Genomic DNA, 23,084 nt, shown 5'->3' with positions numbered 1-23,084 from the left:
GTCAGTACCTTCCCGCGATCTCGGTCTGAAGGGCGCGCAGGGCGTCGCGCAGGCGGTTGAGCATCTCGTCCACCTCCGCCGCCGTAATGGTGAGCGGCGGCGTGACCATGATGTGGTCGCCCTCCGCCCCGCCGCGGGTGCGGCGGAAGTAGACGATCAGGCCGCGCTCGTAAGCCAGGTCGACCAGCCGGTTGGCGGCGTTCAGGCCCGGCGGCAGCACGGCCAGCGTCTCCCGGTCGGCGACCAGTTCCAGGGCCTGCAACAGCCCCTTGCCGCGCACGTCGCCGATGAAGGGGAACTCGGCCATCAGCGCCGTCAGCCCCGCCATCTGTCGCTCGCCCATGGCGGCGGCATTGGCGCAGAGGTCGCGGTCGACGATTTCCCGCACCACCGCCCGCCCAGCGGCGCAGGCGATGGGATTGCCCGCATACGTATGACCGTGGGCGAAACCGCCGGCATCCAGCACCGGCCGCACCATGCGCCCCGGCGCGATCATGGCGCCGAGCGGCGCGTAGCCGGCGGCGAAGCCCTTGGACATGGCGACCAGATCGGGCGTGATGCCCCAGTGCTCGGCAGCCAGGAAGCGGCCAGTGCGGCCGACGCCGGTCATCACCTCGTCGTAGATCAGCAGCACGCCGTGGCGGTCGCAGATCTCGCGGATGCGCGGGTAATAGCTGTCGGGCGCCACCACCGCGCCGGTCGAGGCCCCGCCCACCGGCTCCATGATGAAGGCGAGTACCGTCTCCGGCCCCTGCCGGAGGATTTCCTGCTCCAGCAGATCGGCCATGCGGCGGCCGTAGGCGTCGGGGTCTTCGCCGCGCCCGTCGAGGTAGTGGCGCGGCGTGGCGATCTTCGGCATTGCCCGCATCATCGGGTCGAACGGCGCCGTCAGCGGCGTGTAGCCGGTGACCGCAAGCGCCCCGAGGGTGCAGCCGTGGTAGCTGGGGAAGCGGCTGATCACCTTGTAGCGGCTGCCCTGCCCCACCGCGATGGCCCACTGGCGGGCGAACTTGAGGCAGGTTTCCACCGCCTCCGACCCGCCGGAGACGAAGAACACCTTGTCGAGCCCGGCCGGCATCAGGCGGGCGATCTCCGCCGCCAGCCCCTCCGACGCCTCCGACTGGAACTGCAGGCGGTAGGCGAAGGTGCAGCGGTCCAGCTGCTCCTTCATGGCGGCGATGACGCGCGGGTTGGAGTGGCCGATGTTGCACACCATGGCGCCGGAGGCGGCATCCATGTAGGTCTTGCCGTCCTGGCCGTGCATCCAGATGCCTTCGGCGCGGTCGATGAACGGCCGCGTGCCGTGGGCCTGATAGAACAGATGGCTTTCCGCGGGGGCCGCGGGGTCGCGCGCAAGGGTGTCGGCGGCGCCGGTCATGGTTCGGGTGTCCTGGTTCAGTGGTGAACGCGGCCGGTTTCGTCGAGGATCACCGCATCCTCCGCCCGCAGGTGGAGCATGACGCGGTCGCCGTCGCGGAACGGGGCGCGGTCGATGGGGTTGATGACCTGCAGGCGCTGGCCGCCGGCCTCCACGAAGTAGCGGGCGTTGAGGCCCTGGTAATCGACGGTGGTGACCACGCCGGCGACGCTGTTCAGCGGCCCGCCGAGCGGTTCCGGCTCGCGGCCGAGGCTGATGCGCTCGGCCCGCACCACCACCTGCACCACCTCGCCGGGCCTGAAGCGGCCGCCGCTGGCGATGACGAGGCGCAGGTCGCCCTGGATGAGCGCGACCGTCACCAGCCCCGGCGCCACCGCCTCCACCCGCCCGGCGAGGAAGTTGGAGTTGCCGAGGAAGTCGGCGACGAAGTGGCTGGCGGGGCGGTTGTAAACCTCCTCCGGCGTGCCGACCTGCTCCATGCGGCCGTTGGACATGACCACCACCTTGTCGGACATGGCCAGCGCCTCGCCCTGGTCGTGGGTGACGAAGACGGTGGCGATGCCCAGCTCGCGCTGGATGCGCTTCAGTTCCAGCCGCATGTCCTCGCGCAGGTTGGCATCCAGCGCCGACAGCGGCTCGTCCAGCAGCAACACGTCGGGCTCCACCACGATGGCGCGGGCGAGGGCGATGCGCTGCTGCTGGCCGCCCGACAGCTGCGACGGGCTGCGGTCCTCCAGGTGCGGCAGGCGCACCATCTGCAGGGCACGGCGCACCTTCTCCCGCGCCTCCGCCTTCGCCACCTTGCGGTACTTGAGGCCGAAGGCGACGTTCTCCGCCACCGTCATGTGCGGGAACAGAGCGTAATTCTGGAACACCACGCCGAGGTTGCGCTTGTGGATCGGCACCTCGTTCACCCGCCGGCCCTTGATGGCAATCTCGCCGGCGGAAATGCTCTCAAGCCCGGCGATCATGCGCAGCGTCGTCGTCTTGCCGCAGCCGGAGGGGCCAAGCAGGGTGACGAAGCTGCCCTCGGGGATGTCGAGGGTCATGTCCGTGACGGCCTGGACGTTGCCGTAGTGCTTTTCCACGTCGGTCAGGCGGACGGCGATGTCGGTCATGGCAGGCGGGTCCTCTGGTGCGGCGGAAGGAGGGACGGCGGCGGCAGCGGCGCAGGGGGGGGGGAAGGACCGCCGCCGCCACCGTCCCGGTTCGGGCTCAGTAGCCCTTCTCGATGCGGCCGAACATCTTCGCCCACTCCTGTTCGTTGCCGTTCCAGTAGTCCGGCCTGGCGAAGGTCAGGTGGGCGAGCTGGCCGGTGGCGTCATAGGCCGGCAGCTTGGGGATCTTCTCGCCCAGGTCCACCTTTGTGGGGTCGAGCGACGGCGGGTAGTTCTGGCCTTCCGCCACGGCGATGGCGACCTCCGGCTCCAGCATGAAGTCGAGCAGTTCCTCGGTGGCCGCCATGGGGCTGCCCTTCAGCACCATCAGGCATTCCTGCCAGGCGAAGCCGTTCTTCGGGTCATGGTAGCCGATGTTGTGGCCCTGCTGCTGCAACGCCGCCACCCGGCCCGACCACGCCTCGGTGACATGGATCTCGCCGGAGGCCAGCAGGCTCATCAGCTCGGCGCCGGAGGTCCAGTATTTCAGGATGTTCTTGCGGTGGTCGCGCAGGGCCTGCCACACCGCGTCCATGTCCTGGATGTCGTTGGGGTCCTGGCCGGTGTACAGCGCGGCATACCAGATTCGGGTGCGCCAGTCGTTCCAGCCGCCGATCTTGTTCTTGTACTTTTCCGCCCACAGGATGCCGGCGCCCAATTCCTTCACCTCCTCGTCGGAGATGTGGTCGCGGTTGTAGGCGATACCGGTGGTGCCGTAGTCGTAGGGCACCGCCGACAGCGTGCCGCCGGTGACGCCGCGATAGGGCTCCATCAGCGCCGGCATGACCAGGGCGAGGTTCGGGATGTTGGCCTCGTTCAGCTCCACGGCGTAGCCGAGCCCGGCATAGCGGGCGTAATCGAACACGCCGGAGGCATGGAAGACGTTGAACTCGCCCTCGCGGCCGGCCTTGACGCGGGTCAGGAACTCGTCGCCGGAGGCGAAGGTACCCTCCACCACCTTGATGCCGGTCTTGCTTTCATAGGGATTGAAGGCGTGCTTGCGGAAGGCTTCCGACGTGACGCCGCCCCAGCCGTCGAACCGCACCGACTCCGGCTTGGCCGCCGCCTGGGCCAGGGCCTGGCGGCCGGCCAGGGTGAGGCCACCGCCGACCACGCCGGCGGCGATGCCGGCGATGCCCAGCAGGCCGAAGAAGCCGCGGCGGGAGAGATCGCCGTTGCGATAGCGCTCAAGAAGCCTTTGGTACCGGATGCTGTCGTCCATGATGAAGCCTCTTCTGTCCTGTTCGGGTGGTTTGTTTTTTTGAGTAGGCGGGTCAGGTCCGGCCGCCCCTGGCGAAGCGGCGGGCGAGGAAGCCGGCGATCAGCGGCAGGGAGACGGTCAGCACGATCATCACCGTGCCGAGGGCGTTGATCTCCGGGCTGATGGAATTGCGCAGCATGGCGAAGATCTGGGTGGGCACGGTCTCGGTGCCGCCCGACTTCCAGAACAGCGTCGCCGTCACGTCGTCGAAGCTGATGGTGAAGGCGAACAGCATCCCGGCGAACACCGCCGGCATCAGCAGCGGCAGGGTGACGCGGAAGAAGGTCTCCCACGCATTGGCGCCGAGCGAGCGGGCGGCTTCCTCGTACACCGGCTTGATGCCGGTCAGCCGCGCCTGGACCACCAGCACCACGAAGGGCAGCGTGATCAGCACATGGCCCATCAGCAGCAGCGCGAAGCTGCGGGGAATGGACATCCAGCGCAGGAACAGCAGCAGGGCGACGCCCAGCACCACCTCCGGCACCAGGATCGGGGTGATCAGCAGGGTGTTGATGAGCCCCTTGCCGGGGAAGTCGTAGCGGACCATGGCAAGGCTGGCGGCAATGCCGATGGCCGTCGAGATGATGGCCGTCAGCGCCCCCAGCAGCAGCGAGGTCTGGAAGGCGGAAACGATGGCATCGTTGGCCCACAGCGCCTCGAACCAGCGCAGGGAGAAGCCCTCCAGCGGAAAGGTGCCGAAGCGGCTGGAATTGAAGCTCAGCAGCACCACCACCACGATGGGCGCGAACATGAAGACATAGACCAGCACGGTCAGCAGGCGCAGGACGCTCCAGCCGGTCGGCCGCGGCAGACGGAACCGGCGGCGGCGGGCGGGCGCCTGCACGGTGGACGCGGCGGCGGCCGGCGCTGCGGGGGAAGCGGCGGTGGTCGTCTGCATCATCCGAAGCTCTTCGACAGCTGGTTGAGGCCCATGAGGCGGCCGTAGAGGGTGACCACGGTGCCCAGCACCACCAGCAGCACGATGGAGAGCGCCGCCCCCAGCGGCCAGTTCAGCTGGATGATGATCGCCTCGAAGATCAGGTTGGCGAACATGGCGTTGGTCGGCCCGCCCAGGATCAGCGGCGTGATGTAGGTGCCGGCCGCCAGCACGAAGCACAGCAGGCTTCCCGCCGCCAGACCCGGCAGCGACAGCGGCAGCGTCACCTTCAGGAAGGCCCCGAAGGGCGTGGCGCCCAGGGTGCGGGCGGCGGAGACCAGATTGCCGTCGATGCCCACCACGCTGACGTAGACGTTCAGGATCATGAACGGCAGCAGGTAGTGGACGAGGCCGAGGATCACCGTCGCCTCGTTATACAGCAGTTGCAGCGGCGTATCGGTCAGCCCGGCCCACTGCAGCAGCGCGTTCACCGCCCCGCTGGTGCCGAGAATATTGATCCACGACAGGGTGCGGATGATGTAGCTGATCCAGAACGGCAGCATCAGCAGCATCAGCAGCAGGCCCTTGTTCTTCATGCGCGTGTTGGCGATGAAGTAGGCCGGCACATAGCCGACGACGGCGCAAACGACCGTCGTCATCAGGGCGATGCGCACCGTGTAGACCAGGATGTCGTGGTAAAAGACGTCCGACAGCACTTCCGCCCAGTTGTCCAGGTGGAAGCCGCCGACATCGGCGCCGGTGGCCGTCCGCAGCCAGAAACTGTAGACGACGATGAAGCACAGCGGCGCCAGCAGCAGGAAGCCCAGCGTCCCCAGCGCGGGGGACAGCAGAAGCCACGGGCGCGCCTTGGTTTCGGCAAGGCTGCTCACGGAATGAAGATCCCTGTTCCCTGTTCGGTCGATGGCGGCTTGGGCGCCGCAGGCGGCTTCTGGCGGCCGCCTCTGAGGATGGGGAAAGTCTAACCAGCGGCGTCGACATTTAGGAAATAGATAGTCACAATCCCCGGCATAGCGTTCGGGAATGTGGCGGAGGCGATGGCATGGGGGATGGCAGCGGGCGCGGCCTGGACGACCTGAGCGACGCCAGCGACGGCGCCGACGCCCTCGACCGGCTGGCGGCGCTGGAACGCTTCACCCGCCAGCTGGACTGGAACCTGCTGCGCACCTTCATGATGATCGTGCAGGAAGGCGGCATCACCCGCGCCGCCGACCGCATGCTGCTGGCCCAGCCCACCGTCTCCAACCGCCTGAAGCGGCTGGAACGGCAGCTGGGCCGCCGGCTGGTGGAGCGCGGCGCCGGCACCTTCCGCGTTACCGCCCATGGTGACCTGCTGTACCGCGAGTGCGTGGAGATCTACGGCAACATCTCGCGCCTGAACGTGCTGCTGCGCGACATCCGCGAGGAGATTTCCGGCCACGTCTCCATCGTCATGGCCAGCCACGTGCAGACGCCGCTGCTGGACGACGTGCTAGCGGAGTTCCACCAGCGCCACCCGCTGGTCACCTTCTCCATCGACGTCACCACCTCCACCGACGTCACCCAGCAGGTGCAGCACAAGACCGCCAGCTGCGGCGTCTGCCTCGTGTATGACCGGGTGCCGGGGCTGCGGTACGAAGTGCTTTTCCGCGAGCACTTCCAGTTCTTCTGCGGCCGCCGCAACCCGCTGTTCGGCCGCACCGACCTGACCATCGCCGATCTGCGCGACCAGCCGCTGGTCAGCTTCAAGACCGATCAGTTGTCGGGCGTGCTGCGCCCGGTGGCCCTGCTGCGCACGCAGGAGCGCATCGAGGGCCGGGTGGTCGGCACCACCTCGAACCTGGAGGAGGTGCGGCGGATGATCCTCGCCGGCCTCGGCATCGGGCCCATGCCCATGCACGTGGTGGAGGCCGACGTCCGCGACGGCCGCCTGTGGCCGCTGCCGCCTTACGACTCGCCGCCGGCGGTGGACGTCTATCTGATCACCAACCCTGCCGCCCACCTCAACCGCGCCGAAGCGGCCTTCGTGGAGGCGCTGCGGGAGAAGGTGGCCGCCACGCCGGCCCGCGAACGCATCTACCCCTACCCCATGCCCGGCCGGCCCCGCGACACGGCGGCACCGGACGTACCGTGACCGGTCCGGGCAAGGGAAGAAGGCGGCAGCCGCCAGGGCTACCGCCTTCCCCTCACGCGCGCTCGTTCCCGGAGTGCTACGCCGTCACCTCCACGACCCGTCGCCGCCACCGATGCCCGTCACGGTGGAGATGGCAGCCGCATGGTAGTGGCCGAGCAGGTTCCAGTCGTCATCGAAGAAGTTGACGTTGAAGTAGATCGGAGTGGAGTTGAACTGGAAAGTCGTAGTGGCCTTGTACAGGCGTTCGATGTCGTCCGTATAGACATCACCGAAATTGGCCCCGCCGCCCGGAAAACTGATCCCGAAGGCGCGACCCTGAAACTGCTTGCCGCCGTCGATGGCAACCTGAATCTGCAGATAGAAGACCATGCTCCACAGGTTGCCGTTGGCTGCATGCCTCTTGGACAGCTTGCGCATCGTCTCCACCGCGGCCTCCAGCTTTTCGTCCGGAATCTTGCCCTGGAGGTACGACACCATGTCGTGCGCCAGGACTTCCTTGGTGGTCACCAGCTTGTCGAACATGCAAATCTCCCCTTGCTGGCCGGTTTCCCCAACCGGCCTGTTCACGTTATGCGCGCATATGTCGGATCTGCCCTTGCAGACGAGACGGCGGATGATCCTCGCCGGCCTCGGCATAAGGGCCATGCCCATGCGTCCCCTCACGCGCCCCGTCCTCGGGGCGCTCCGCCGTCAGCTCCACGACCCGGTGCCGCCACCGATGCCCGTCACGGTGGAGATAGCACCCGCCTGGTAGTGGCCGAGCAGGTACGAATTGCGATCGAAGAAGTTGACGTTGAAGTACGTGTAGGTGGAGTTGACCTGGAAGCTCACGGTATCGCGGTACAGGCGGTCGATGTCGTCCGTGTAGACGTCACCGAAATTGGCCCCGCCGCCCGGCAGAGCGGCACCACCGGCATTGCCGTTAAAGGTCTTGCCGCCGGTGATGGAGACCTGGACCTTCAGATAGAAGATCAGGCTCGCCACGTTGCCGGTCGCCGGATACTTGTTGGTCAGCGCGAGCAACCTCTCCACCGCAGCCTGCAGCTTGTCGTCCGGAAGCTTGCCCTGGAGGTGCGACACCATGTCGTGCGCCAGGATCTCCTTGGTGGTCACCAGCTTATTGAACATGCAAAATCTCCCCTTGCTGGCCGGTTTCCCCAACCGGCCCGTTCACGTTAGACGCGCATAAATCTCTTCATGCACGCCATGGAGATAGTTGCACCACTCGCCCTCACGCACAATAGGGTTGTTTTCCGTCCGGATCTGACGCCACAGGCGAAATAGCCAGTCTTGGGTTGAACAGCCCGCCGGAAAAGCGCCGTCTGGCTGCCGTTGACAGCGGGGACACCTGCTGCTCCTGCGTGCTCTCGGCGCGAGAAGTCCACCGCGCTTCCCCGCCATTTTCGCGTAACGGGCCTTTCCTCCCGGACCTGAAGGCGTACTATGTCAGTCGGATGATCGGCGGCTGCCGGCTCCGGGGGATCATGCATGGGGAGGATGAGCCGATGGCGGACGAGTATCTGAAGCAATGGCAGGGGGCCAAGGCGGCGTTCGAGCGGGCCACGGGCAAGAAGAAGCCGAGCGGCAAGTTCCTCGGCATCTTCAGCCGCAGCGGCATGGCCGACGCCTGCCGGGGACTCGACAAGGCCGCCGACGGCGATGCCGCCACCATGGAAAAGGCCCTCGCCGCCTTCAAGAAGACTGCCACGGCCTACGAGAAGGAACTGGTGGCCGCCGAAAAGGCCGACAGCAACGCCGACTACAAGAAGGAAGTCCAGAAGCTGGTCGGCGAGATGGACACCATCGAGACCCTGTTCCGCTCGGCGCTGGAGGAAAAGCTTCCGGTCAACATCCGCCTGCCCAACGCCATCAGCCGCAGCGACAACGTGTTCGGGCGGGTGAAGTCCAAGCAGGTGGAGCTGAAGCCGGTAAGCTTCACCGTCGGCTTCGCCGAAACCTCCGTCCGCCTGGCGAAGATGGTGGAGGACGAGATCGACGGCCTGGTGCAGACGCTGATCACGCGCTGCAGCAACAAGATCCGCGACCTGGAGGAGGAACTGGCGACTTACGTCGACTCCACCGCGCCCAAGGCGGTGGCGGCGAAGGACAAGGACAAGGCCGTCCAGGCCATGATGAAGGAATGCACCAACATCATCGCCCGCTATCGGGTGGACGTGGATGCCATGGTGGATTCCATCTGCAAGGACTGGTTCACCAAGTTCAAGATCGCCTCCGACTACAAGAAGGGCTTCGCCTTCACGGTGGTGAAGGGGGTGGTGGGCATCACCCTGTCGGTGACGGCGACGGTGCTGACCGGCGGCGCCGCGCTGGCGGTGATCCTTCCCGCCATCGCCACCAACGGCAAGACGCTGGTGACCATGCTGTCCGCCACCTACAAGTACGCCCGCGACATCGCCACCACCGAGGAAAAGCTCATCGAGGCCAACAAGGAGGTGGTGGAGATGTACGAAACCGCCACCCGCGCCAAGGTGGAATGGACCGAGTTCCAGTCCTTCCTGGGGGCGCCGTGGGTCAACGGCATCCAGGACCTGTCCAAGACCACCGACGAATACACCAAGAAGTGCGTCGACTACGAAAAGAAGGTCCTGCCGCAGATCCGCACCAAGTTCCGCGAGCTGGAAAAGCAGATCGGTCAGGTGGCCGACATCGACGCGGCGCTGGCCCGCAAGCTGTCGGCGGCCTATGACGAGGCTTTCGAGGCCGTCGCCAACGAGAACAAGGTGATGGAAAAGCGCATGGACCTGCGCATCAAGGCGCGCAGCGACGTGGAGGTTCTGACGGCGACGCGGCCGGGGGTCATCAAGCTCTACAAGATCATCGACGGTGGCAGCAACATTGCCTCCGCCGGATCGGCGGTGAAGAATCTGGTCTCCATCGTCACCGCCCTGATCTGACCCGCCGCCGGCAGGATGACGCCGCCCGCCGGAAGTGGTAGGACAGACTGGCCAAGCCAGGGGCTTCCGCCATGATCAGCCGTGTCCTCATCCTTGCGGCCACCGCCGCCCTTGCCCTGCTGTCGGGGCTGGCGGCGGGGGTCCGGCCGGCCGATGCCGCCGACGTGCGCATCGGCACCCTCGCCATCCGCGGGCCGGAGGCGACGGTGGCGGCGTGGACGCCCACCGTCCAGGCCCTGGCCGCCGCCCTGCCCGACCATCAGCTGGTGCTGGTGCCGCTGGACCTGGAGGCGATGCGGCGGGCGGTGATGAATGACGAGGTCGACTTCATCATCACCAACCCCGGCCATTACGTGGAGCTGGAGGCGGCCCATGCCGTCACCCGCCTCGCCACCCTGGAGACCACCGACCACGGCACGCCGCGGGCCGCCATCGGCTCGGTCATCTTCACCCGCGCCGACCGCGACGACCTGCAGACCCTGTCGGACCTCAAGGGCTCCGTCTTCACCGCCGTGGAGCGGCACGCCTTCGGCGGCTTCCAGGTGGCATGGCGGGAGTTGCAGGCGGCCGGCATCGACCCCTTCAGCGACTTCAAGGACCTGCGCTTCACCGGCTTCCCGCTCGACCAGCTGGTCTATGACGTGCGCGACGGCCGCACCGATGCCGCCGCCGTCCGCGCCTGCCTGCTGGAGGAAATGGCCGCCGAGGGACGCATCGCCCTGGCCGACTTCCACATCCTGAACCCGATGCCGGCCGACGACTTCCCCTGCCTGCTGTCGACCCGCCTCTACCCCGACTGGCCGTTCGCCAAGCTGCGCCACACCGACCGCGCCCTGGCCAAGCAGCTGGCGGTGGCGCTGCTCAGCCTCGGCACCACCGAACCCCTGCCGCGCGGCGCCACCCAATGGACGGTGCCGCTCAGCTACCAGCCGGTCTACGATCTCTACGCCGACCTGCGCATCGGCCCCTTCGCCCTGGAACCCGGCGAGGTGATGGCGGAAATGCTGCGCCGGTACTGGGAGTGGCCGGCCCTGGCGGGGGCGCTGCTGCTGCTGGCCGGCCTGTTCCACCTGCGCACCGAGCGGCTGGTGGCGCGGCGCACCGCCGAACTGCACCGCGAGATGGACGAACGCCGCAAGGCGCAGGAGGAATCGCAGTTGCGGCTGGCCGAACTGGCGCATGTTTCCCGCCAGTCGACCATGGGGGAACTGGCGTCCGGCCTCGCGCACGAGATCAACCAGCCGCTGGCCGCCATCACCAACTACGCCAATGGCTGCATCCGCCGGCTGGAACAGGGGCGCGGTGACGGTACCGGGGGCAACGGCGGCGGCACCGACGAGATCCTGACCGCCATCCGCAACATCGTCGCCCAGGCCCAGCGGGCCGCCGGCATCATCCAGAACATCCGCAGCTTCCTCCGCAAGGGAGAGGACGCGCGCCAGCCGCTCGACGTCAACCAGGTGCTGCGCAATGCCGCCGACCTGCTGGCGGTGGAATGCCGCCACGGTCAGACCCAGGTGCAGCTGACCCTCGGCGCCGACCTGCCGACCGTCAACGCCGACCGCATCCAGCTGGAGCAGGTGGTGGTCAACCTGATGCGCAACGCCGTCGAGGCCATGCAGGCGGTGCCGCCGGCGGAACGGCGGCTGGTGCTGCGCAGCGCCCTGGATCGCGAGGCGGCGGCGGTGCTGGTGGCGGTGCACGACAGCGGCCCCGGCCTTTCCGCCGACGGCCGCGACCACCTGTTCGAGCCCTTCTTCACCACCAAGCCCAACGGCATGGGCCTCGGCCTGCCCATCAGCCAGAGCATCATCGAAAGCCACGGCGGCTGGCTGACGGTGGAGAACGAGCCGAGCGGCGTCGGCACCGTGGTCGCCTTCGCCCTGCCGGTGACGGAGCCCCCTACAGCGCCCGCGGCGCCTGATCGATGACGCCGTACCAGCCGAGCCCGCGGTAGGTCTCGTAGCCGGGGGTGACGGCGAAGCCGACCATGCGCCCGGCCTCGTTGACATAGGCGCCGCTGGCCTTGCCGCCGCACACCAGGGGATAGGTCTCGGTGAGCACGCCGGCGCCGTCGCTGCTGGCGATGATGCGGTGGCGGCTGTCGAGCAGCAGCACGCGGGTGCGGGCGCGCTCCTCGTCGGTGAAGCGCAGGCCGCGGACGATGGCGTCGGCCTGCTGTTCCCAGTCGAAGAAGATGCCGAGCACGCCGGTCACCGGCCCGCGCGCCTCGCCGTCGCGGCGGACGGCGGTGGCGTAGGCGCCGCCGTCGCGGGTGGCCATGGCATCGCGGAACCACGCCTCGCCGGCCACCGAAGCGCCGACGGCGCCGGGGTAGCGATCCGGCCGCCCGTTGGCGATCACCCGCCCGTCGCGGTCCACCACCCACAGGTCGAGGTAGACCGTATAGCTGTCGAGAATGACGCCGAGGCGGCGGGAGGCATGGCGGCAGCGCTCCGGCGTCGGATCGGCGCAGGCCTCCACCACGGCGCTGTCGGTCGCCCACCAGCGCACGTCGCACGACCGCTCGTACAGGTTCCGGTCGATCAGTTCGATGGCGTAGCCGGCCAGATCGGTGAGGCGGGAGCCGCGCACCCGCTGCGCCGTCTCCTGCAGGTCGATCACCTCCTGCCGGAACAGTTCGCGCAGTTCATCGGCGATGACGGTGACCCGGCCGGAGATTTCCTTCACCTCGTTGGCGACGACGGCGAACCCTCGCCCGGCCTCGCCGGCGCGGGAGGCCTCGATCAGGGCGTTCAGAGCCAGGATGTTGGTGGCCTTGGTGACCTTCTGGATCTCGTCGACCTTCACGGTCGCCAGCGTGCTTATTTTTGTCGCAAGCGTCAGAATGCGTTCCGGCATGCGCCCCCTCCCCAGTGGACGACTTCCCCCAGGCGGTGACACTAGCATGACGTGAACAAATCTTAAGCGGCAGCAGCGGGTGCCTATACTTCAGGCATAACCGGCCGATGCGCCGGTATGATATCCGTGTGCGGGAAGTCGTCGCCCTTGAACAGCAGCGGCAGCGCCCGGTCCCGCGCCAGCGCGTAGGAAAAGCAGTCGCCGTAGTTCAGCCGCGCCGGATGCCCCGATCCCCGGCCATAGCGGCGGTACGCCTCCCGGGCGAGGCGGGCCTGGGCGGCGGTGACGGGGGCAATCCTGATCGCCGCCCGCATCAGCAGCCGATCCACCATGGCACTGTAGGCAGGGTCCCGCAGCTTGTCGATCACCAGCCCGAGTTCCACGTAGGATGCTGCCGACATGATGCGGAGGGTCGCCTGCTGCAGCGTGCGCATCAGGTCGACGGCATCCTCTTCACCCTGAAGAATGGCCACCAAGGCAGAGGTGTCGATGATCACCGCGGCAGGCCGTCCCTGTCGTAGAGGTCGTCGGTATCGAGACGGCGATCCCCAAGGTGCCTGGCGCAGTCCCGCGCCAGCACCATCAGTTCGTCGAGGCCGGCGGGCTCGCCCGCGCCTTCACGCTCACCCTCCCCCTCCACGCGCTGCCACTGCTCGTCGAGGGCATCCTCCACCACCTGGGAGATGCTCTTGCCCGTGCGCTCGGCGAGCTTGCGGGCGAGGTCTTCGGCGCGCTGGCTTCTCACGTACATGGGGGTCTCCGGGCGTTGCTTGCCTCTCCTGCACTTTACGCCTGCGGCGGGCGGGCGTCCACCTTGGCCGGGCGGTCGAGGCGGCCGGCGTGGACGCTGTGGACCTTGTCGCGTCCGGTGAGGAACACGGTGAAGTCGCGCCCGAACAGGGTGCGGATGGCCGGATCCCACACCTCCAGCCCGCCGGTGAAGGCGCCGAAGGCCGGCAGCAGCAGGCGGCGGGTATCGGTGATGAAGCAGGGCCGCGACAGCCGCTCGCCGCGCACCGTCACCGCCGCCTTGGGGTGCAGGTGGCCGGCGACCTCGCCGTCGGCGCGCGGGCCGGGGGTGGGCTCGTGGCGGAACACCAGCGGGCCGAGGCGTTCTTCCGCCGCCGCCCGGCCGCCCAGGTGCAGCGGCGCCACCGGGTCGTGGTTGCCGGTGATCCACACCCAGTCGGTGGCGGCCGTCAGCTTGCGCAGGCGGGCGGCATCGGTGTCGCTCAGGCGCTTGGCCGCCTCGGCATCGTGGAAGGCATCGCCCAGGGCGATGAGCCGCTTCGGCGCGTGGCGGCGCATCAGCATCTCCAGCAGGCCGAGCGTCTCCCGCGTGTCGTAGGGCGGCAGCAGGCCGGCGCCGCGCCGCGCCAGGGTCGCCGCCTTCTCCAGGTGCATGTCGGCGACCACCAGGGTGCGTTCCTTGGGCCACACCAGAGCGCCGGTGGGGTCCGGCAGCAGCATCACGCCCTTGACCAGCATCAGCCCACCGCCTCGGCGATCAGGTCCGCCGCCGCTTCGTCCAGAAGATCGTCCACAATGGCGCCCGCCATGCTTTCCTTCCCGATGTCCAGCAGCACCGGCACGGCCAGCGGCGAGACGCGCGCCAGCCGCCGGTGCTCGATGTTCCCCTGCGCCTTATAGAGCATGTCGGTCAGCCTGTGCAGGTCGATCAGGCCGCCTTCGGCATCGGCGCGGGTGGCGCGCAGCAGAACGTGATCGGGCTCGTACTTGCGCAGCACGTCGTAGATGAGGTCGGAGTTGAAGGTCACCTGCCGGCCCGACTTCTCCGCCCCCGCCACCCGCCGCTGCACCAAGCCGGCGATCACCGCCACCTGCCGGAAGGCGCGCTTCAGCATGGGGCTTTCGGCCATCCACTCCTCCAGGTCGTCGCCGAGGATGTCGTAGTCGAACAGGCGGTTCACATGGTCGGCGGCGCTGCCCACCGACCACACGGCGATGGCGTAGTCGTTGGCGATGAAGCCGAGCGGCTTGAGGCCCAGGCGCTGCATCCGCCGGGTCAGCAGCATGCCAAGGGTCTGGTGGGCGTTGCGGCCGGCGAGGCTGTAGGCCACCAGGAACTCCCGCCCCTGGCGCGGAAAGGTCTCGACCAGCACCGTGCCGGGGCGCGGCAGGGTGGAGCGGGCGTCCTGGATGTCGGCCCAGTCGCGCACCGCCGCCGGCAGCGCCGCCCGCCGCGCCGGATCGGCCAGGATCGCCACCACCCGGTCGGCGAGACGCTGCGAGATCGGCAGCCGCCCGCCCATGTAGGCCGGCACCTTGGGGTCGCTGCCGGGGGCGCGGGTGGCGATCACCGTCATCTCGCGCACGCCCTCGAACCGCAGGGTCTGGCCGGCGAAGATGAAGGTGTCGCCGGGCGACAGCCCCATGACGAAATACTCCTCCACCTCCCCCAGATAGGGCCCGCGCCCCAGCCGCACCTTCAGCGTCTCCGCCTCCACGATGGTGCCGACGTTCATGCGCCAGTCGCGCACGAAGCGGGGGTTGGCGACCTTCAGGCGGCCATCGGGCAGCGGCGCCAGACGGCGATACTGGTCGTAGGTCTTCAGGGCATAGCCGCCGTCCTTCACGAAGCGCACCACGGCATCGAAGGTATCGCGGTCGAGGTCGGCATAGGGCGCCGCCGTGCGCACCTCGGCGAACAGGGCGTCGGGATGGACGGCGCCGCCGCAGGCCACCCCCATCACATGCTGCGCCAGCACGTCGAGCGCCCCGACCCGCGGCGGCGGATCGTCCAGCTCGCCGGCCCGCATGGCATCGAGCGCCGCCTCGCACTCCAGGTACTCGAAGCGGTTGCCCGGCACCAGCAGGGCCCGGGACGGCGCCTCCAGCCGGTGGTTGGCGCGGCCGATGCGCTGGATCAGGCGGGCCGAGCCCTTGGGCGCCCCGATCTGGATGACCAGATCCACCGCCCCCCAGTCGATGCCGAGGTCGAGCGAACTGGTCGCCACCACCGCCCGCAGCTTGCCCGCCGCCATGGCCGCCTCCACCTTGCGGCGCTGCTCGGCGGCGAGGCTGCCGTGGTGCAGGGCGATGGGCAGCGCCTCGTCGTTCAGCTTCCACAGGGCCTGAAAGACGATCTCGCCCTGGGCGCGGGTGTTGACGAACACCAGGGTGGTGCGATGGGCGCGGATCTGCGCCATCACCTCCGGCATGGCGTGGTGGGCCATGTGGCCGGACCACGGCGGGTCCTTGGCGGCGTCGAGGATGCGCACGTCGGCCACCGCCCCGGCACTGCCGCGGATCACCACCGCATCGGGGGCCACATGCCGGGCCAGCGCCTCCGGCTGCGCCACCGTCGCCGACAGCCCCACCGCCCGCACGCCCGGCCGCAACGCCCGCAGCCGGGCGAGGCCCAGCGCCAGCTGGTCGCCGCGCTTGGTGCCGGCCAGGGCGTGCAGCTCGTCCACCACCACCGCCGCCAGCCCGCCGAACAGCGCCGCCGCATCGGGATAGGACAGCATGAGGGCGAGGCTTTCGGGCGTCGTCATCAGCAGGTTGGGCGGATGTCTGCGCTGCCGCGCCCGCTTGGCGGCGGGGGTGTCGCCGGTGCGGGTCTCGTGGCTGACCGGCAGCCCGGCCTCGGCGATGGGCTGTTCCAGGTTGCGGTGAACGTCCACCGCCAGCGCCTTCAGCGGCGAGATGTAGAGCGTGTGCAGGCCCTCGCGCGGCGCCCGCGTCAGGTCGGCGAGGCTCGGCAGGAAGCCGGCCAGCGTCTTGCCGCCGCCGGTGGGGGCGATCAGCAGGGCGCTGCGCCCGGCCGCCGCCGCCTCCAGCATGGCGCGCTGGTGGTCGCGCAGGGTCCAGCCACGGGCGGCGAACCAGCGGGCGAGCGGCGGCGGCAGAGGATCGGCAGGCGGCATCGGCGGCGGCGGATGGTGGTGATGCCTCTACCTAATGCCGAGGACGGGCGGCGGAAAGTGGCCCTGGCGCCGGAAAGGCGCGGCGGGCATCCTTGCCGGCAACCATAAGACCACGACCAGGGACGCCAGCCGCCATGACCGAGCTTCGCATCACCACCGTGCTCATCGGCACGCCGCGCCCCTTCGGGCCGCCGGGCCGCACCAGCACCATCGCCAGCCGCTACCCGGTCGCCGCGCCGGTGGCCGTCGGGCCGGAGGGGTTCGCCGGCGATCAGGTGGCTGACACCAAGAACCATGGCGATGCCGACAAGGCGGTCCACCACTACCCGCGCGACCATTACGCCACCTGGGTGGAGGATCTGCAGCCGGGGGCGCCGGCCATCCTCAACGTGGTCGGGGCGTTCGGCGAGAACCTGTCCACCACCGGCATCACCGAGGCCGACGTCTGCGTCGGCGACACCTACCGCATCGGCACCGCCCTGCTGCAGGTCAGCCAGGCCCGCCAGCCGTGCTGGAAGCTCAACGTCCGCTTCGACACCGCCGACATGGCCAGGCGCGTGCAGACCACCGGCCGCACCGGCTGGTACTACCGCGTGCTGGAGGCCGGCGAGATCGGCCCCGGCAGCCCCATGACCCTGGTGGATCGGCCGCAACCGGACTGGAGCCTCGCCCGCGTGCTGCACGTCCTCTACCACGACATGCTCAACCGCGAGGCGCTGGCCGCCATCGCCGATCTGCCGCAGCTGGCGGCCGGCTGGCGGCGGCTGGCGGCGCGGCGGCTGGAGACCATGGCGGTGGAGGACTGGTCGGAACGCCTCGGCAGCCGACAGCCGGCCTGACCTCCGGCCGGGTTGACCGCACGGCGGGCGCGGCCTAGGGTGCCCCGGCGACCACTGATGCGGGAGTATGGGATGCGTGCGCTCGGCCGGTTTCTGCTTGGTCTCCTCGCCGTCGTCGGCCTGCTGACCATCGGCATCGTCGGCCTGCTGTGGTGGGGGGTGGCGAGCCTCGACCTGCCGCGCACCATGACCGACGCCAAGCGGCCCGACAGCTTCGTCCTCACCGTCGACCTGCGGCGCCCCTTCCCCGAAGGCGAGGCGGCCGGCTTCGGCGGCTTCGGCGGCGGTGGCGGCGCGACCCTGGCGGCGACGGTGCGGGCCATCGACCACGCCGCCGGCGACCCCGCCGTCACCGCCCTGCTGGCCGAGGTGGGCGGCACCGGCGCCGGGCTCGCCCAGGCGCAGGAACTGCGCGCCGCCGTCGCCCGCTTCCGCGCCGCCGGCAAGCCGGCCTGGGTGTTCGGCGAAACCCTGAACGAGGGTGGCGACGTCCTCGACACCTACCTCGCCGCCGCCTTCGATCAGGTGATCATGCAGCCGTCGGGCGGCGTCGGTCCGCTCGGGTTCGCCAGCGAGGTGCCGTTCCTGCGCGGCCTGCTGGAAAACATCGGCGTGCAGCCGCAGGTCGACGCCCGCGAAGACCACAAGAACGCCTTCGACAGCGTCACCCGCCGCAGCATGAGCGACGCCCAGCGCGAGAGCCTGACCGCCCTGCTCGGCGGGTTCTGGGACCAGGTGCGGGGCGACATCGCCACCGACCGCGGCCTGACGCCCGACGCGGTGGAGAAGGCCGCCGTCGCCTCGCCGCTGCTGCCGGGCGAAGCGGTGGAGGCGGGGCTGGTGGACCGCCTCGCCTACCGCGACGAGACGGAAAACGCCCTGTTCGCCGACCGCGGCACGCGGGAGACGGTGAGCCTGGAGGATTATTCCCGCGGCCTGCCCGACCCCACCGCCGGCAACCGGCCGCAGGTCGCCCTCATCCACGCCACCGGTCAGGTGCTGCGCGGCGAGGCGGAAGACAGCGTGTTCGGCGGCGAAACCGCCATCCACTCCGACACCATGGCCCGCGCCATCCGCGACGCCGCCGACGATACCGCCACCCGCGCCCTCATCATCCGCATCGACAGCCCCGGCGGCTCCTACGTCGCCTCCGACACCATCTGGCGGGAGATCCGCCGGGTGCGCGAGAACGGCCTGCCGGTCATCGTCTCCATGGGCAACGTGGCGGCTTCCGGCGGTTACTTCATCGCCATGGCGGGCGACCACATCGTCGCCGAGCGCGGCACCGTCACCGGCTCCATCGGCGTCATCTCGGGCAAGTTCGTGCTGCAGGACATGTGGCAGAAGCTGGACGTGCAGTGGGATGCCGTCTCCGCCGGCGGCCCGGCCACCATGTTCAGCCCGCACCAGTCCTTCACCTGGGAGGAATGGCAGAAGTTCCAGCGCCACCTGGACTGGATCTACGACGACTTCGTCACCAAGGTCGCCGACTCCCGCGGCATGACCAAGGAACAGGTGCTGAAGGTCGCCGGCGGCCGCATCTGGACCGGCGTGGCGGCGGCCGAAGCCGGGCTGGTGGACGAGCTGGGCGGCCTGGATGCGGCGCTGGCCGAAGCCAAGCGGCGGGCCAACATCGCCACCGACCAGCCGGTGTCGCTGGTGCCCTTCCCGCGTCCGCGCTCGACCCTGGAGCAGCTGATGGCGCTGTTCGAAAGCGGCCCGCTGATCGGCAGCGACGCCCGCGCCCTGGCGCAGCTGGCGCGTATCGTCGGCGTGCTGGAGCCGGTGGCGGCGCGGCTGCAGGCGGCCGAAGGGGCAGCCGGCCACGGCGGCAGCCTCAGCACCCCCCTGCCCGCCTACACCGGCGACGGCCGCTGACGGCTCCGGCGGTGCCGGTCCCGCCGGCGGCGGGCCGGCGGCGGGATCAGCGCACCAGGCTGTCGAAGGGCAGGAAGTCGAGCACCATGCCCGGCTCGATGGCGGCGGCGTCCTCGGGCAGCGCCAGCAGGCCGTGACTGGTGACGACGCTGCGCAGGATGCCGGACCCCTCGCTGGGGAAGCGCTGCGCCACCGGCAGGCCGTCGTCGCCCGGCTCCAGCGAGGCGCGCAGCCACTCGCGGCGGCCCTCCCGCTTCTTGAAGGCGAAGCCGGCGCGCACCGGCAGCGGCTGCGGCATCACCTCGCGCAGGCCCATGCGCCGCAGGATCAGCGGCCGGGCGAACATCATGAAGGTGACGAACACGGCCACCGGATTACCCGGCAGGCCGATGAAGGCCGCCTCGCCGATGCGGCCGACGGCCAGCGGCCGGCCGGGGCGGATGGCGACGCGCCAGAACTCCAGCGAGCCCAGCTCCCTCAGCACCGCCTTGACGTGGTCTTCCTCGCCGGTGGAGACGCCGCCGGAGGTCAGCACCACGTCCGACCGCGCCGCCGCTTCGGCCAGTGCACTGCGGATGCGGCCGGGATCGTCGGGCAGGATGCCGAAATCCTCCACCACGCAGCCGAGGTCGCGCAGCAGGCCGATGAGGACGTAGCGGTTGCTGTCGTAGATGGCGCCCGGCGGCGCGTCGGCGCCGGGGTCACGCACCTCGTCGCCGGTGGAGAACACCGCCACCCGCACCGGCCGGTAGACCAGCGGCCGTGCCGTGCCGACGGAGGCGATGTAGCCCGCTTCCTGCGGCCGCAGGCGGGTGCCGGCGCCCAGGATGCACTGGCCGGCGACGATATCCTCGCCGGCCCGGCGCAGGTTCTGCCCGGCCTTGCGCACCGGCGGCAGCACGACGGCGCCGCCGTCCTCGCGGCAGGGTTCCTGCGGGATGATGGTGTCGGCGCCGGCCGGCACCGGCGCGCCAGTGAAGATGCGCGCCGCCTCCCCCCGCGCCAGCGGCCGCGGCGGCATCTGGCCGGCGGGGATGCGGAAGGCCACCGGCAGCCGCGTCTCCGCCTCCGCCGACAGGTCGGCGAAGTGGACCGCGTAACCGTCCACCGCCGAGTTGTCGTGCGGCGGCACGTTGCGGTCGGAGGTCACGTCTTCCGCCAGCACCCGGCCGTAGGCCTCGGTCAGCGCCACCCGCTCGGTCTCCGCCACCGGCGTCACCAGCGCCAGCAGGCGCGCCACCGCCTCGTCGGCGCGCAGCATGTCGGCGGAGGGGGCGAAGGCGTCGACGGAGGCGGGCGCGTCGGGGCGGCTCATGCGGCGGTCTCCTTGCGGCGCGGCAGGGCGAGGCGGTCGAGGATGAAGTCGGCCACCGCCTCCGGGGCATTGAGATCAAGCCGCGCCCGGTCCAGCCCCGGCAGATCCTCGTCGCTGGCGACGGCGACGATGGACGGATCGCCCGGCCACAGCGGCTCCTTGCCGACCGACGGGCGGTGAACCTCGATCTTGTCGTGGGGGTGGCGCTTGAAGCCCTCGATCAGCACCAGGTCCACCGCCGCCATGCGCGGCAGCAGTTCTTCCAGGGCCGGTTCCGCCTCGTCGCGCAGCTCATGCATCAGCGCCCAGCGGGCGCCGGAGGTGATGAGCACCTCCGTCGCGCCGGCCTCGCGGTGGCGGAAGCTGTCCTTGCCCGGCTGGTCGACGTCGAAGCGGTGGTGGGCGTGCTTGACGGTGGACACGCGGAAGCCGCGCGCCGTCAGCACCTGCACCAGGGCGATCATCAGGGTGGTCTTGCCGCTGTTGCTCCAGCCGGCGAGGCCGAAAATCTTCATGATGCGGTCTGTTCCTCAACACTGTCGGAGGCGGCGGCGACGGGCAGGCCGAGGCCCGCCACCCACGCCCACATGGCATCCGGCCGCGGCGCGATCTGGGTGCCGAGGCCGCCGGCGGCGGCCAGCCACGCCGGCAGGTAGCGGCGCGACACCAGCAGCATCACCGGGATGCCGCGGCTGACCGCCTCGAAAATCTCCGGCGCCAGCCCTTCGCCGTCGGCTTCGGCGCCGGCGAACTTGTTGGCGATCAGCAGGTCGACGCCGCTCTCCAGCACCGCCCGCAGGTGGGCCGAGGCATCGGCCAGCCCGCGCGGATCAAGGCAGCAGGAATCGGACCCCGAGCCCAGCCGCTGCGAGATGGCGAAGCGGGCCCCGCTGCCGACGTCCACCAGCTCCATCAGGTTCGGGCCGGCGGGGTTGCGGACGGTTTCCTGATACAGGCCGCCGATGCGGCAGTCGCCGGCGCGCGGCAGCAGGACGTCGCGGATGAAGGCGGCGAAGACGTCCTCGCCCTCGTCGCCGCGATCGTGCACCACCACGCCGATGCGGACCTGCTCGTCACTGTTCATGGCGTCGGCTCCTCACACCGGCAGGAGGTGGGCATAGGGAATGAACGACACCAGATCGCCGGGGGCAACGCCGGTGCAGTCCTCGCGCAGGTCGACCAGCCCGTCGCTCAGCACCAGCGACGACAGCACGTGCGGCTCCTGGCTGGGGTAGAGGCGTACCTGCGGGCCGGTGGCGGTGGCCTCCAGGCAGGCCCGCACGAACTGGCGGCGGCGGTGCTTCTTGGCGAAGCTGAAGGCGGCCGGCAGCGGGTAGGCGGGTGGGAACAGCGGCTCCGCCGTGGCCCCCGACAGCCGCAGGATCACCGGCCGCGCCACCATCATGAAGGTGGCGAGGGTGGAGACGGGGTAGCCCGGCAGGCCGACGAAGGCCGCCTTGCCGACGGTGCCGAGGGTGGTCGGCTTGCCCGGCTTCACCGCCATGCGCCAGACATGCACCTCGCCCAGCGCCCGCACCGCCGCCACCACATGATCCTCGCCGCCCACCGACACGCCGCCGGAGGTGACGACAAGGTGCTGGCTGTCGCCGGCTGCCCGCAGGGCCGCCTCGGTGGCGGCACGGTCGTCGGGCAGGTGGCCGAGGTCGGACGGGGCGACGCCGAGGGTTTCGAGCGCCGCCAGCAGGCCGTAGCGGTTGCTGGCGTAGATCTGCGCCGGGCCGAGCGGCCGGCCGGGCTCCACCACCTCGTCACCGGTGCCGAGCACGCCCACCTTCAGGCGCTCGAACACGGTCAGGGTGGCGCAGCCGGCGGCGGCGGCCATGGCGATGTCCTGCGGCCGCAGGCGGCGGCCGGGCTCCAGCACCACCGCGCCATCGGCGAAATCCTCCCCCACCCGGCGGACGAAGTTGCCCGCCGCGATGCCGGCCGGCACCGTCACGCGGTCGCCGTCGAGGCTGCAGTCCTCCTGCATCACCACCGCATCGGCCCCCGGCGGCAGCGGCGCGCCGGTGAAGATGCGGGCGGCGGTGCGCGGCGCCAGCGGCGCCCCCGGCTCCTCGCCGGCGGCATGGCGGCCGATGACCGGCAGGGTGGTGGGACCGTCCACCGCCAGATCGGCGGCGCGCAGGCAGTAGCCGTCCATGGCGGCGTTGTCGAAGCGCGGATTGGCCGTCACCGCCCGCACCGGCGCCGCCAGCACGCGGCCGAGCGCCCGGGCCAGCGGCACGGTCTCGGTGCCGACCACCGGGAACAGCCGCTCGGCCAGCATCGCCAGCGCGTCGTCAAGGCGCAGGAGCTGGTCCGGCGCCTTGAAGCAATCGTTGAGATCCTGCATCGGGAAGAACATCGCCATCTCGTTGATCGCGGAGGATACTCCACCGCCGCCTCCCACCACAACGCCGGAAAGGCCGCTGCCGGCGCCGGGGCTACCTCCTCCCGCCTGCGCCGTTCGCGCCGGCCGCCGCGCCGGATGCGCCTTTGCCGGGGCGCCGGCGGCAGCCGACCATGCCGCCGTTGCTGCGCCATTTCCAGGTGTCCCGCATGACCGCCCTGCCTTTCC

21 protein-coding genes are annotated in these 23,084 nt (G+C 70.1%); 5 read left to right on the top strand and 16 right to left on the bottom strand.

All coding sequences use genetic code 11. From position 1 onward, the window contains the following. Position 1: 1 nt before the first annotated feature. From ABD056_RS15065 to ABD056_RS15045, 5 genes are all read right to left on the bottom strand, one after another. A complete protein-coding gene (locus ABD056_RS15065; RefSeq protein WP_343867909.1) occupies positions 2-1,378 on the bottom strand; it encodes an aminotransferase family protein in 1,377 nt (458 codons plus the stop codon). A gap of 17 nt (positions 1,379-1,395) precedes the next feature. Beyond that, complete coding sequence (locus tag ABD056_RS15060; protein WP_343867907.1) at positions 1,396-2,496, bottom strand: ABC transporter ATP-binding protein; 1,101 nt, start codon at positions 2,494-2,496, stop codon at positions 1,396-1,398. 97 nt (positions 2,497-2,593) lie between these two features. After that, positions 2,594-3,757, bottom strand: a complete 1,164-nt coding sequence (locus ABD056_RS15055) for an extracellular solute-binding protein (protein ID WP_343867905.1) — start codon at positions 3,755-3,757, stop codon at positions 2,594-2,596. 52 nt (positions 3,758-3,809) lie between these two features. Next, positions 3,810-4,697 (bottom strand): ABC transporter permease, encoded by an 888-nt coding sequence (locus ABD056_RS15050; protein ID WP_343867903.1) that lies wholly within the window; start codon positions 4,695-4,697, stop codon positions 3,810-3,812. Beyond that, positions 4,694-5,563 (bottom strand): ABC transporter permease, encoded by an 870-nt coding sequence (locus ABD056_RS15045; RefSeq protein WP_343867901.1) that lies wholly within the window; start codon positions 5,561-5,563, stop codon positions 4,694-4,696. The genes ABD056_RS15050 and ABD056_RS15045 overlap by 4 nt, the downstream gene beginning before the upstream one ends. Before the next feature lie 170 nt (positions 5,564-5,733). Between ABD056_RS15045 and ABD056_RS15040 the strand changes: the two genes are divergently transcribed. Continuing rightward, positions 5,734-6,804: a LysR family transcriptional regulator gene (locus tag ABD056_RS15040; RefSeq protein ID WP_343867899.1), complete on the top strand. Its 1,071-nt coding sequence runs from the start codon at positions 5,734-5,736 to the stop codon at positions 6,802-6,804. Between the two features lie 84 nt (positions 6,805-6,888). Here the strand turns inward: ABD056_RS15040 and ABD056_RS15035 are convergent, their stop codons facing one another. Both ABD056_RS15035 and ABD056_RS15030 read right to left on the bottom strand, forming a co-directional pair. After that, positions 6,889-7,326, bottom strand: coding sequence for a VapA/VapB family virulence-associated protein (locus ABD056_RS15035; protein ID WP_343867898.1), 438 nt, complete (start codon positions 7,324-7,326; stop codon positions 6,889-6,891). 168 nt (positions 7,327-7,494) lie between these two features. Next, positions 7,495-7,932: a VapA/VapB family virulence-associated protein gene (locus ABD056_RS15030; RefSeq protein WP_343867896.1), complete on the bottom strand. Its 438-nt coding sequence runs from the start codon at positions 7,930-7,932 to the stop codon at positions 7,495-7,497. Positions 7,933-8,309: 377 nt separating this feature from the next. On the opposite strand from ABD056_RS15030, the gene ABD056_RS15025 reads away from it, so the two are divergent. Then, positions 8,310-9,719, top strand: coding sequence for a hypothetical protein (locus ABD056_RS15025; RefSeq protein ID WP_343867895.1), 1,410 nt, complete (start codon positions 8,310-8,312; stop codon positions 9,717-9,719). A 71-nt stretch (positions 9,720-9,790) separates the two neighbouring features. Continuing rightward, a complete protein-coding gene (locus ABD056_RS15020; protein WP_343867894.1) occupies positions 9,791-11,650 on the top strand; it encodes a sensor histidine kinase in 1,860 nt (619 codons plus the stop codon). On the opposite strand, the gene ABD056_RS15015 is transcribed toward ABD056_RS15020, so the two are convergent. The 5 genes from ABD056_RS15015 to ABD056_RS14995 form a co-directional block, all read right to left on the bottom strand. Continuing rightward, on the bottom strand, positions 11,622-12,581 hold the full coding sequence (locus tag ABD056_RS15015; protein WP_343867893.1) for a methyl-accepting chemotaxis protein: 960 nt from the start codon (positions 12,579-12,581) through the stop codon (positions 11,622-11,624). The genes ABD056_RS15020 and ABD056_RS15015 overlap by 29 nt on opposite strands. 83 nt (positions 12,582-12,664) lie before the next feature. Further along, positions 12,665-13,078, bottom strand: a complete 414-nt coding sequence (locus tag ABD056_RS15010; protein WP_343867891.1) for a type II toxin-antitoxin system VapC family toxin — start codon at positions 13,076-13,078, stop codon at positions 12,665-12,667. Beyond that, positions 13,075-13,332, bottom strand: a complete 258-nt coding sequence (locus ABD056_RS15005; RefSeq protein WP_343867890.1) for a type II toxin-antitoxin system VapB family antitoxin — start codon at positions 13,330-13,332, stop codon at positions 13,075-13,077. The genes ABD056_RS15010 and ABD056_RS15005 overlap by 4 nt, the downstream gene beginning before the upstream one ends. A gap of 35 nt (positions 13,333-13,367) precedes the next feature. After that, complete coding sequence (gene pdeM, locus ABD056_RS15000) at positions 13,368-14,069, bottom strand: ligase-associated DNA damage response endonuclease PdeM (protein ID WP_343867889.1); 702 nt, start codon at positions 14,067-14,069, stop codon at positions 13,368-13,370. Next, on the bottom strand, positions 14,069-16,471 hold the full coding sequence (locus tag ABD056_RS14995; RefSeq protein WP_343867887.1) for a ligase-associated DNA damage response DEXH box helicase: 2,403 nt from the start codon (positions 16,469-16,471) through the stop codon (positions 14,069-14,071). The genes pdeM and ABD056_RS14995 overlap by 1 nt, the downstream gene beginning before the upstream one ends. 134 nt (positions 16,472-16,605) lie before the next feature. Here ABD056_RS14995 and ABD056_RS14990 point away from each other — a divergent pair, with 134 nt between their 5' ends. Next, positions 16,606-17,310: an MOSC domain-containing protein gene (locus tag ABD056_RS14990; RefSeq protein WP_343867885.1), complete on the top strand. Its 705-nt coding sequence runs from the start codon at positions 16,606-16,608 to the stop codon at positions 17,308-17,310. Positions 17,311-17,382: 72 nt separating this feature from the next. Then, positions 17,383-19,188: a signal peptide peptidase SppA gene (sppA, locus tag ABD056_RS14985; protein ID WP_343867883.1), complete on the top strand. Its 1,806-nt coding sequence runs from the start codon at positions 17,383-17,385 to the stop codon at positions 19,186-19,188. A 46-nt stretch (positions 19,189-19,234) separates the two neighbouring features. Here the strand turns inward: sppA and ABD056_RS14980 are convergent, their stop codons facing one another. From ABD056_RS14980 to ABD056_RS14965, 4 genes are read right to left on the bottom strand one after another with little or no spacing between them, the layout of a single operon-like run. Continuing rightward, a complete protein-coding gene (locus ABD056_RS14980) occupies positions 19,235-20,503 on the bottom strand; it encodes a molybdopterin molybdotransferase MoeA (protein WP_343867881.1) in 1,269 nt (422 codons plus the stop codon). Next, positions 20,500-21,018 carry a molybdopterin-guanine dinucleotide biosynthesis protein B gene (mobB, locus tag ABD056_RS14975; RefSeq protein WP_343867879.1) on the bottom strand — a complete coding sequence of 173 codons (519 nt, stop codon included), beginning with the start codon at positions 21,016-21,018 and terminating at the stop codon, positions 20,500-20,502. Before mobB ends, ABD056_RS14980 begins: the two co-directional genes overlap by 4 nt. Continuing rightward, positions 21,015-21,587 carry a DUF2478 domain-containing protein gene (locus tag ABD056_RS14970; protein WP_343867877.1) on the bottom strand — a complete coding sequence of 191 codons (573 nt, stop codon included), beginning with the start codon at positions 21,585-21,587 and terminating at the stop codon, positions 21,015-21,017. The genes mobB and ABD056_RS14970 overlap by 4 nt, the downstream gene beginning before the upstream one ends. A 12-nt stretch (positions 21,588-21,599) precedes the next feature. Continuing rightward, positions 21,600-22,877, bottom strand: a complete 1,278-nt coding sequence (locus tag ABD056_RS14965; RefSeq protein ID WP_343867875.1) for a molybdopterin molybdotransferase MoeA — start codon at positions 22,875-22,877, stop codon at positions 21,600-21,602. Positions 22,878-23,084: the final 207 nt, after the last annotated feature.

Origin of the sequence: Caenispirillum bisanense (assembly GCF_039523075.1) — a bacterium.
GTDB lineage: Bacteria > Pseudomonadota > Alphaproteobacteria > Rhodospirillales > Rhodospirillaceae > Caenispirillum > Caenispirillum bisanense.
Note: the sequence above shows the minus strand (reverse complement) of the source record. Positions and strands in the feature narration are given on the sequence as shown.

Excerpts from the sequence above, each read along its gene's own strand:
- ABD056_RS15065 (WP_343867909.1), bottom strand. The coding sequence starts at position 1,378 with ATGACCGGCGCCGCCGACACCCTTGCGCGCGACCCCGCGGCCCCCGCG.
- ABD056_RS15060 (WP_343867907.1), bottom strand. The coding sequence starts at position 2,496 with ATGACCGACATCGCCGTCCGCCTGACCGACGTGGAAAAGCACTACGGC.
- ABD056_RS15055 (WP_343867905.1), bottom strand. The coding sequence starts at position 3,757 with ATGGACGACAGCATCCGGTACCAAAGGCTTCTTGAGCGCTATCGCAAC.
- ABD056_RS15050 (WP_343867903.1), bottom strand. The coding sequence starts at position 4,697 with ATGATGCAGACGACCACCGCCGCTTCCCCCGCAGCGCCGGCCGCCGCC.
- ABD056_RS15040 (WP_343867899.1), top strand. The coding sequence starts at position 5,734 with ATGGGGGATGGCAGCGGGCGCGGCCTGGACGACCTGAGCGACGCCAGC.
- ABD056_RS15035 (WP_343867898.1), bottom strand. The coding sequence starts at position 7,326 with ATGTTCGACAAGCTGGTGACCACCAAGGAAGTCCTGGCGCACGACATG.
- ABD056_RS15030 (WP_343867896.1), bottom strand. The coding sequence starts at position 7,932 with ATGTTCAATAAGCTGGTGACCACCAAGGAGATCCTGGCGCACGACATG.
- ABD056_RS15025 (WP_343867895.1), top strand. The coding sequence starts at position 8,310 with ATGGCGGACGAGTATCTGAAGCAATGGCAGGGGGCCAAGGCGGCGTTC.
- ABD056_RS15020 (WP_343867894.1), top strand. The coding sequence starts at position 9,791 with ATGATCAGCCGTGTCCTCATCCTTGCGGCCACCGCCGCCCTTGCCCTG.
- ABD056_RS15015 (WP_343867893.1), bottom strand. The coding sequence starts at position 12,581 with ATGCCGGAACGCATTCTGACGCTTGCGACAAAAATAAGCACGCTGGCG.
- ABD056_RS15005 (WP_343867890.1), bottom strand. The coding sequence starts at position 13,332 with ATGTACGTGAGAAGCCAGCGCGCCGAAGACCTCGCCCGCAAGCTCGCC.
- pdeM (WP_343867889.1), bottom strand. The coding sequence starts at position 14,069 with ATGCTGGTCAAGGGCGTGATGCTGCTGCCGGACCCCACCGGCGCTCTG.
- ABD056_RS14995 (WP_343867887.1), bottom strand. The coding sequence starts at position 16,471 with ATGCCGCCTGCCGATCCTCTGCCGCCGCCGCTCGCCCGCTGGTTCGCC.
- ABD056_RS14990 (WP_343867885.1), top strand. The coding sequence starts at position 16,606 with ATGACCGAGCTTCGCATCACCACCGTGCTCATCGGCACGCCGCGCCCC.
- sppA (WP_343867883.1), top strand. The coding sequence starts at position 17,383 with ATGCGTGCGCTCGGCCGGTTTCTGCTTGGTCTCCTCGCCGTCGTCGGC.
- ABD056_RS14980 (WP_343867881.1), bottom strand. The coding sequence starts at position 20,503 with ATGAGCCGCCCCGACGCGCCCGCCTCCGTCGACGCCTTCGCCCCCTCC.
- mobB (WP_343867879.1), bottom strand. The coding sequence starts at position 21,018 with ATGAAGATTTTCGGCCTCGCCGGCTGGAGCAACAGCGGCAAGACCACC.
- ABD056_RS14970 (WP_343867877.1), bottom strand. The coding sequence starts at position 21,587 with ATGAACAGTGACGAGCAGGTCCGCATCGGCGTGGTGGTGCACGATCGC.
- ABD056_RS14965 (WP_343867875.1), bottom strand. The coding sequence starts at position 22,877 with ATGGCGATGTTCTTCCCGATGCAGGATCTCAACGATTGCTTCAAGGCG.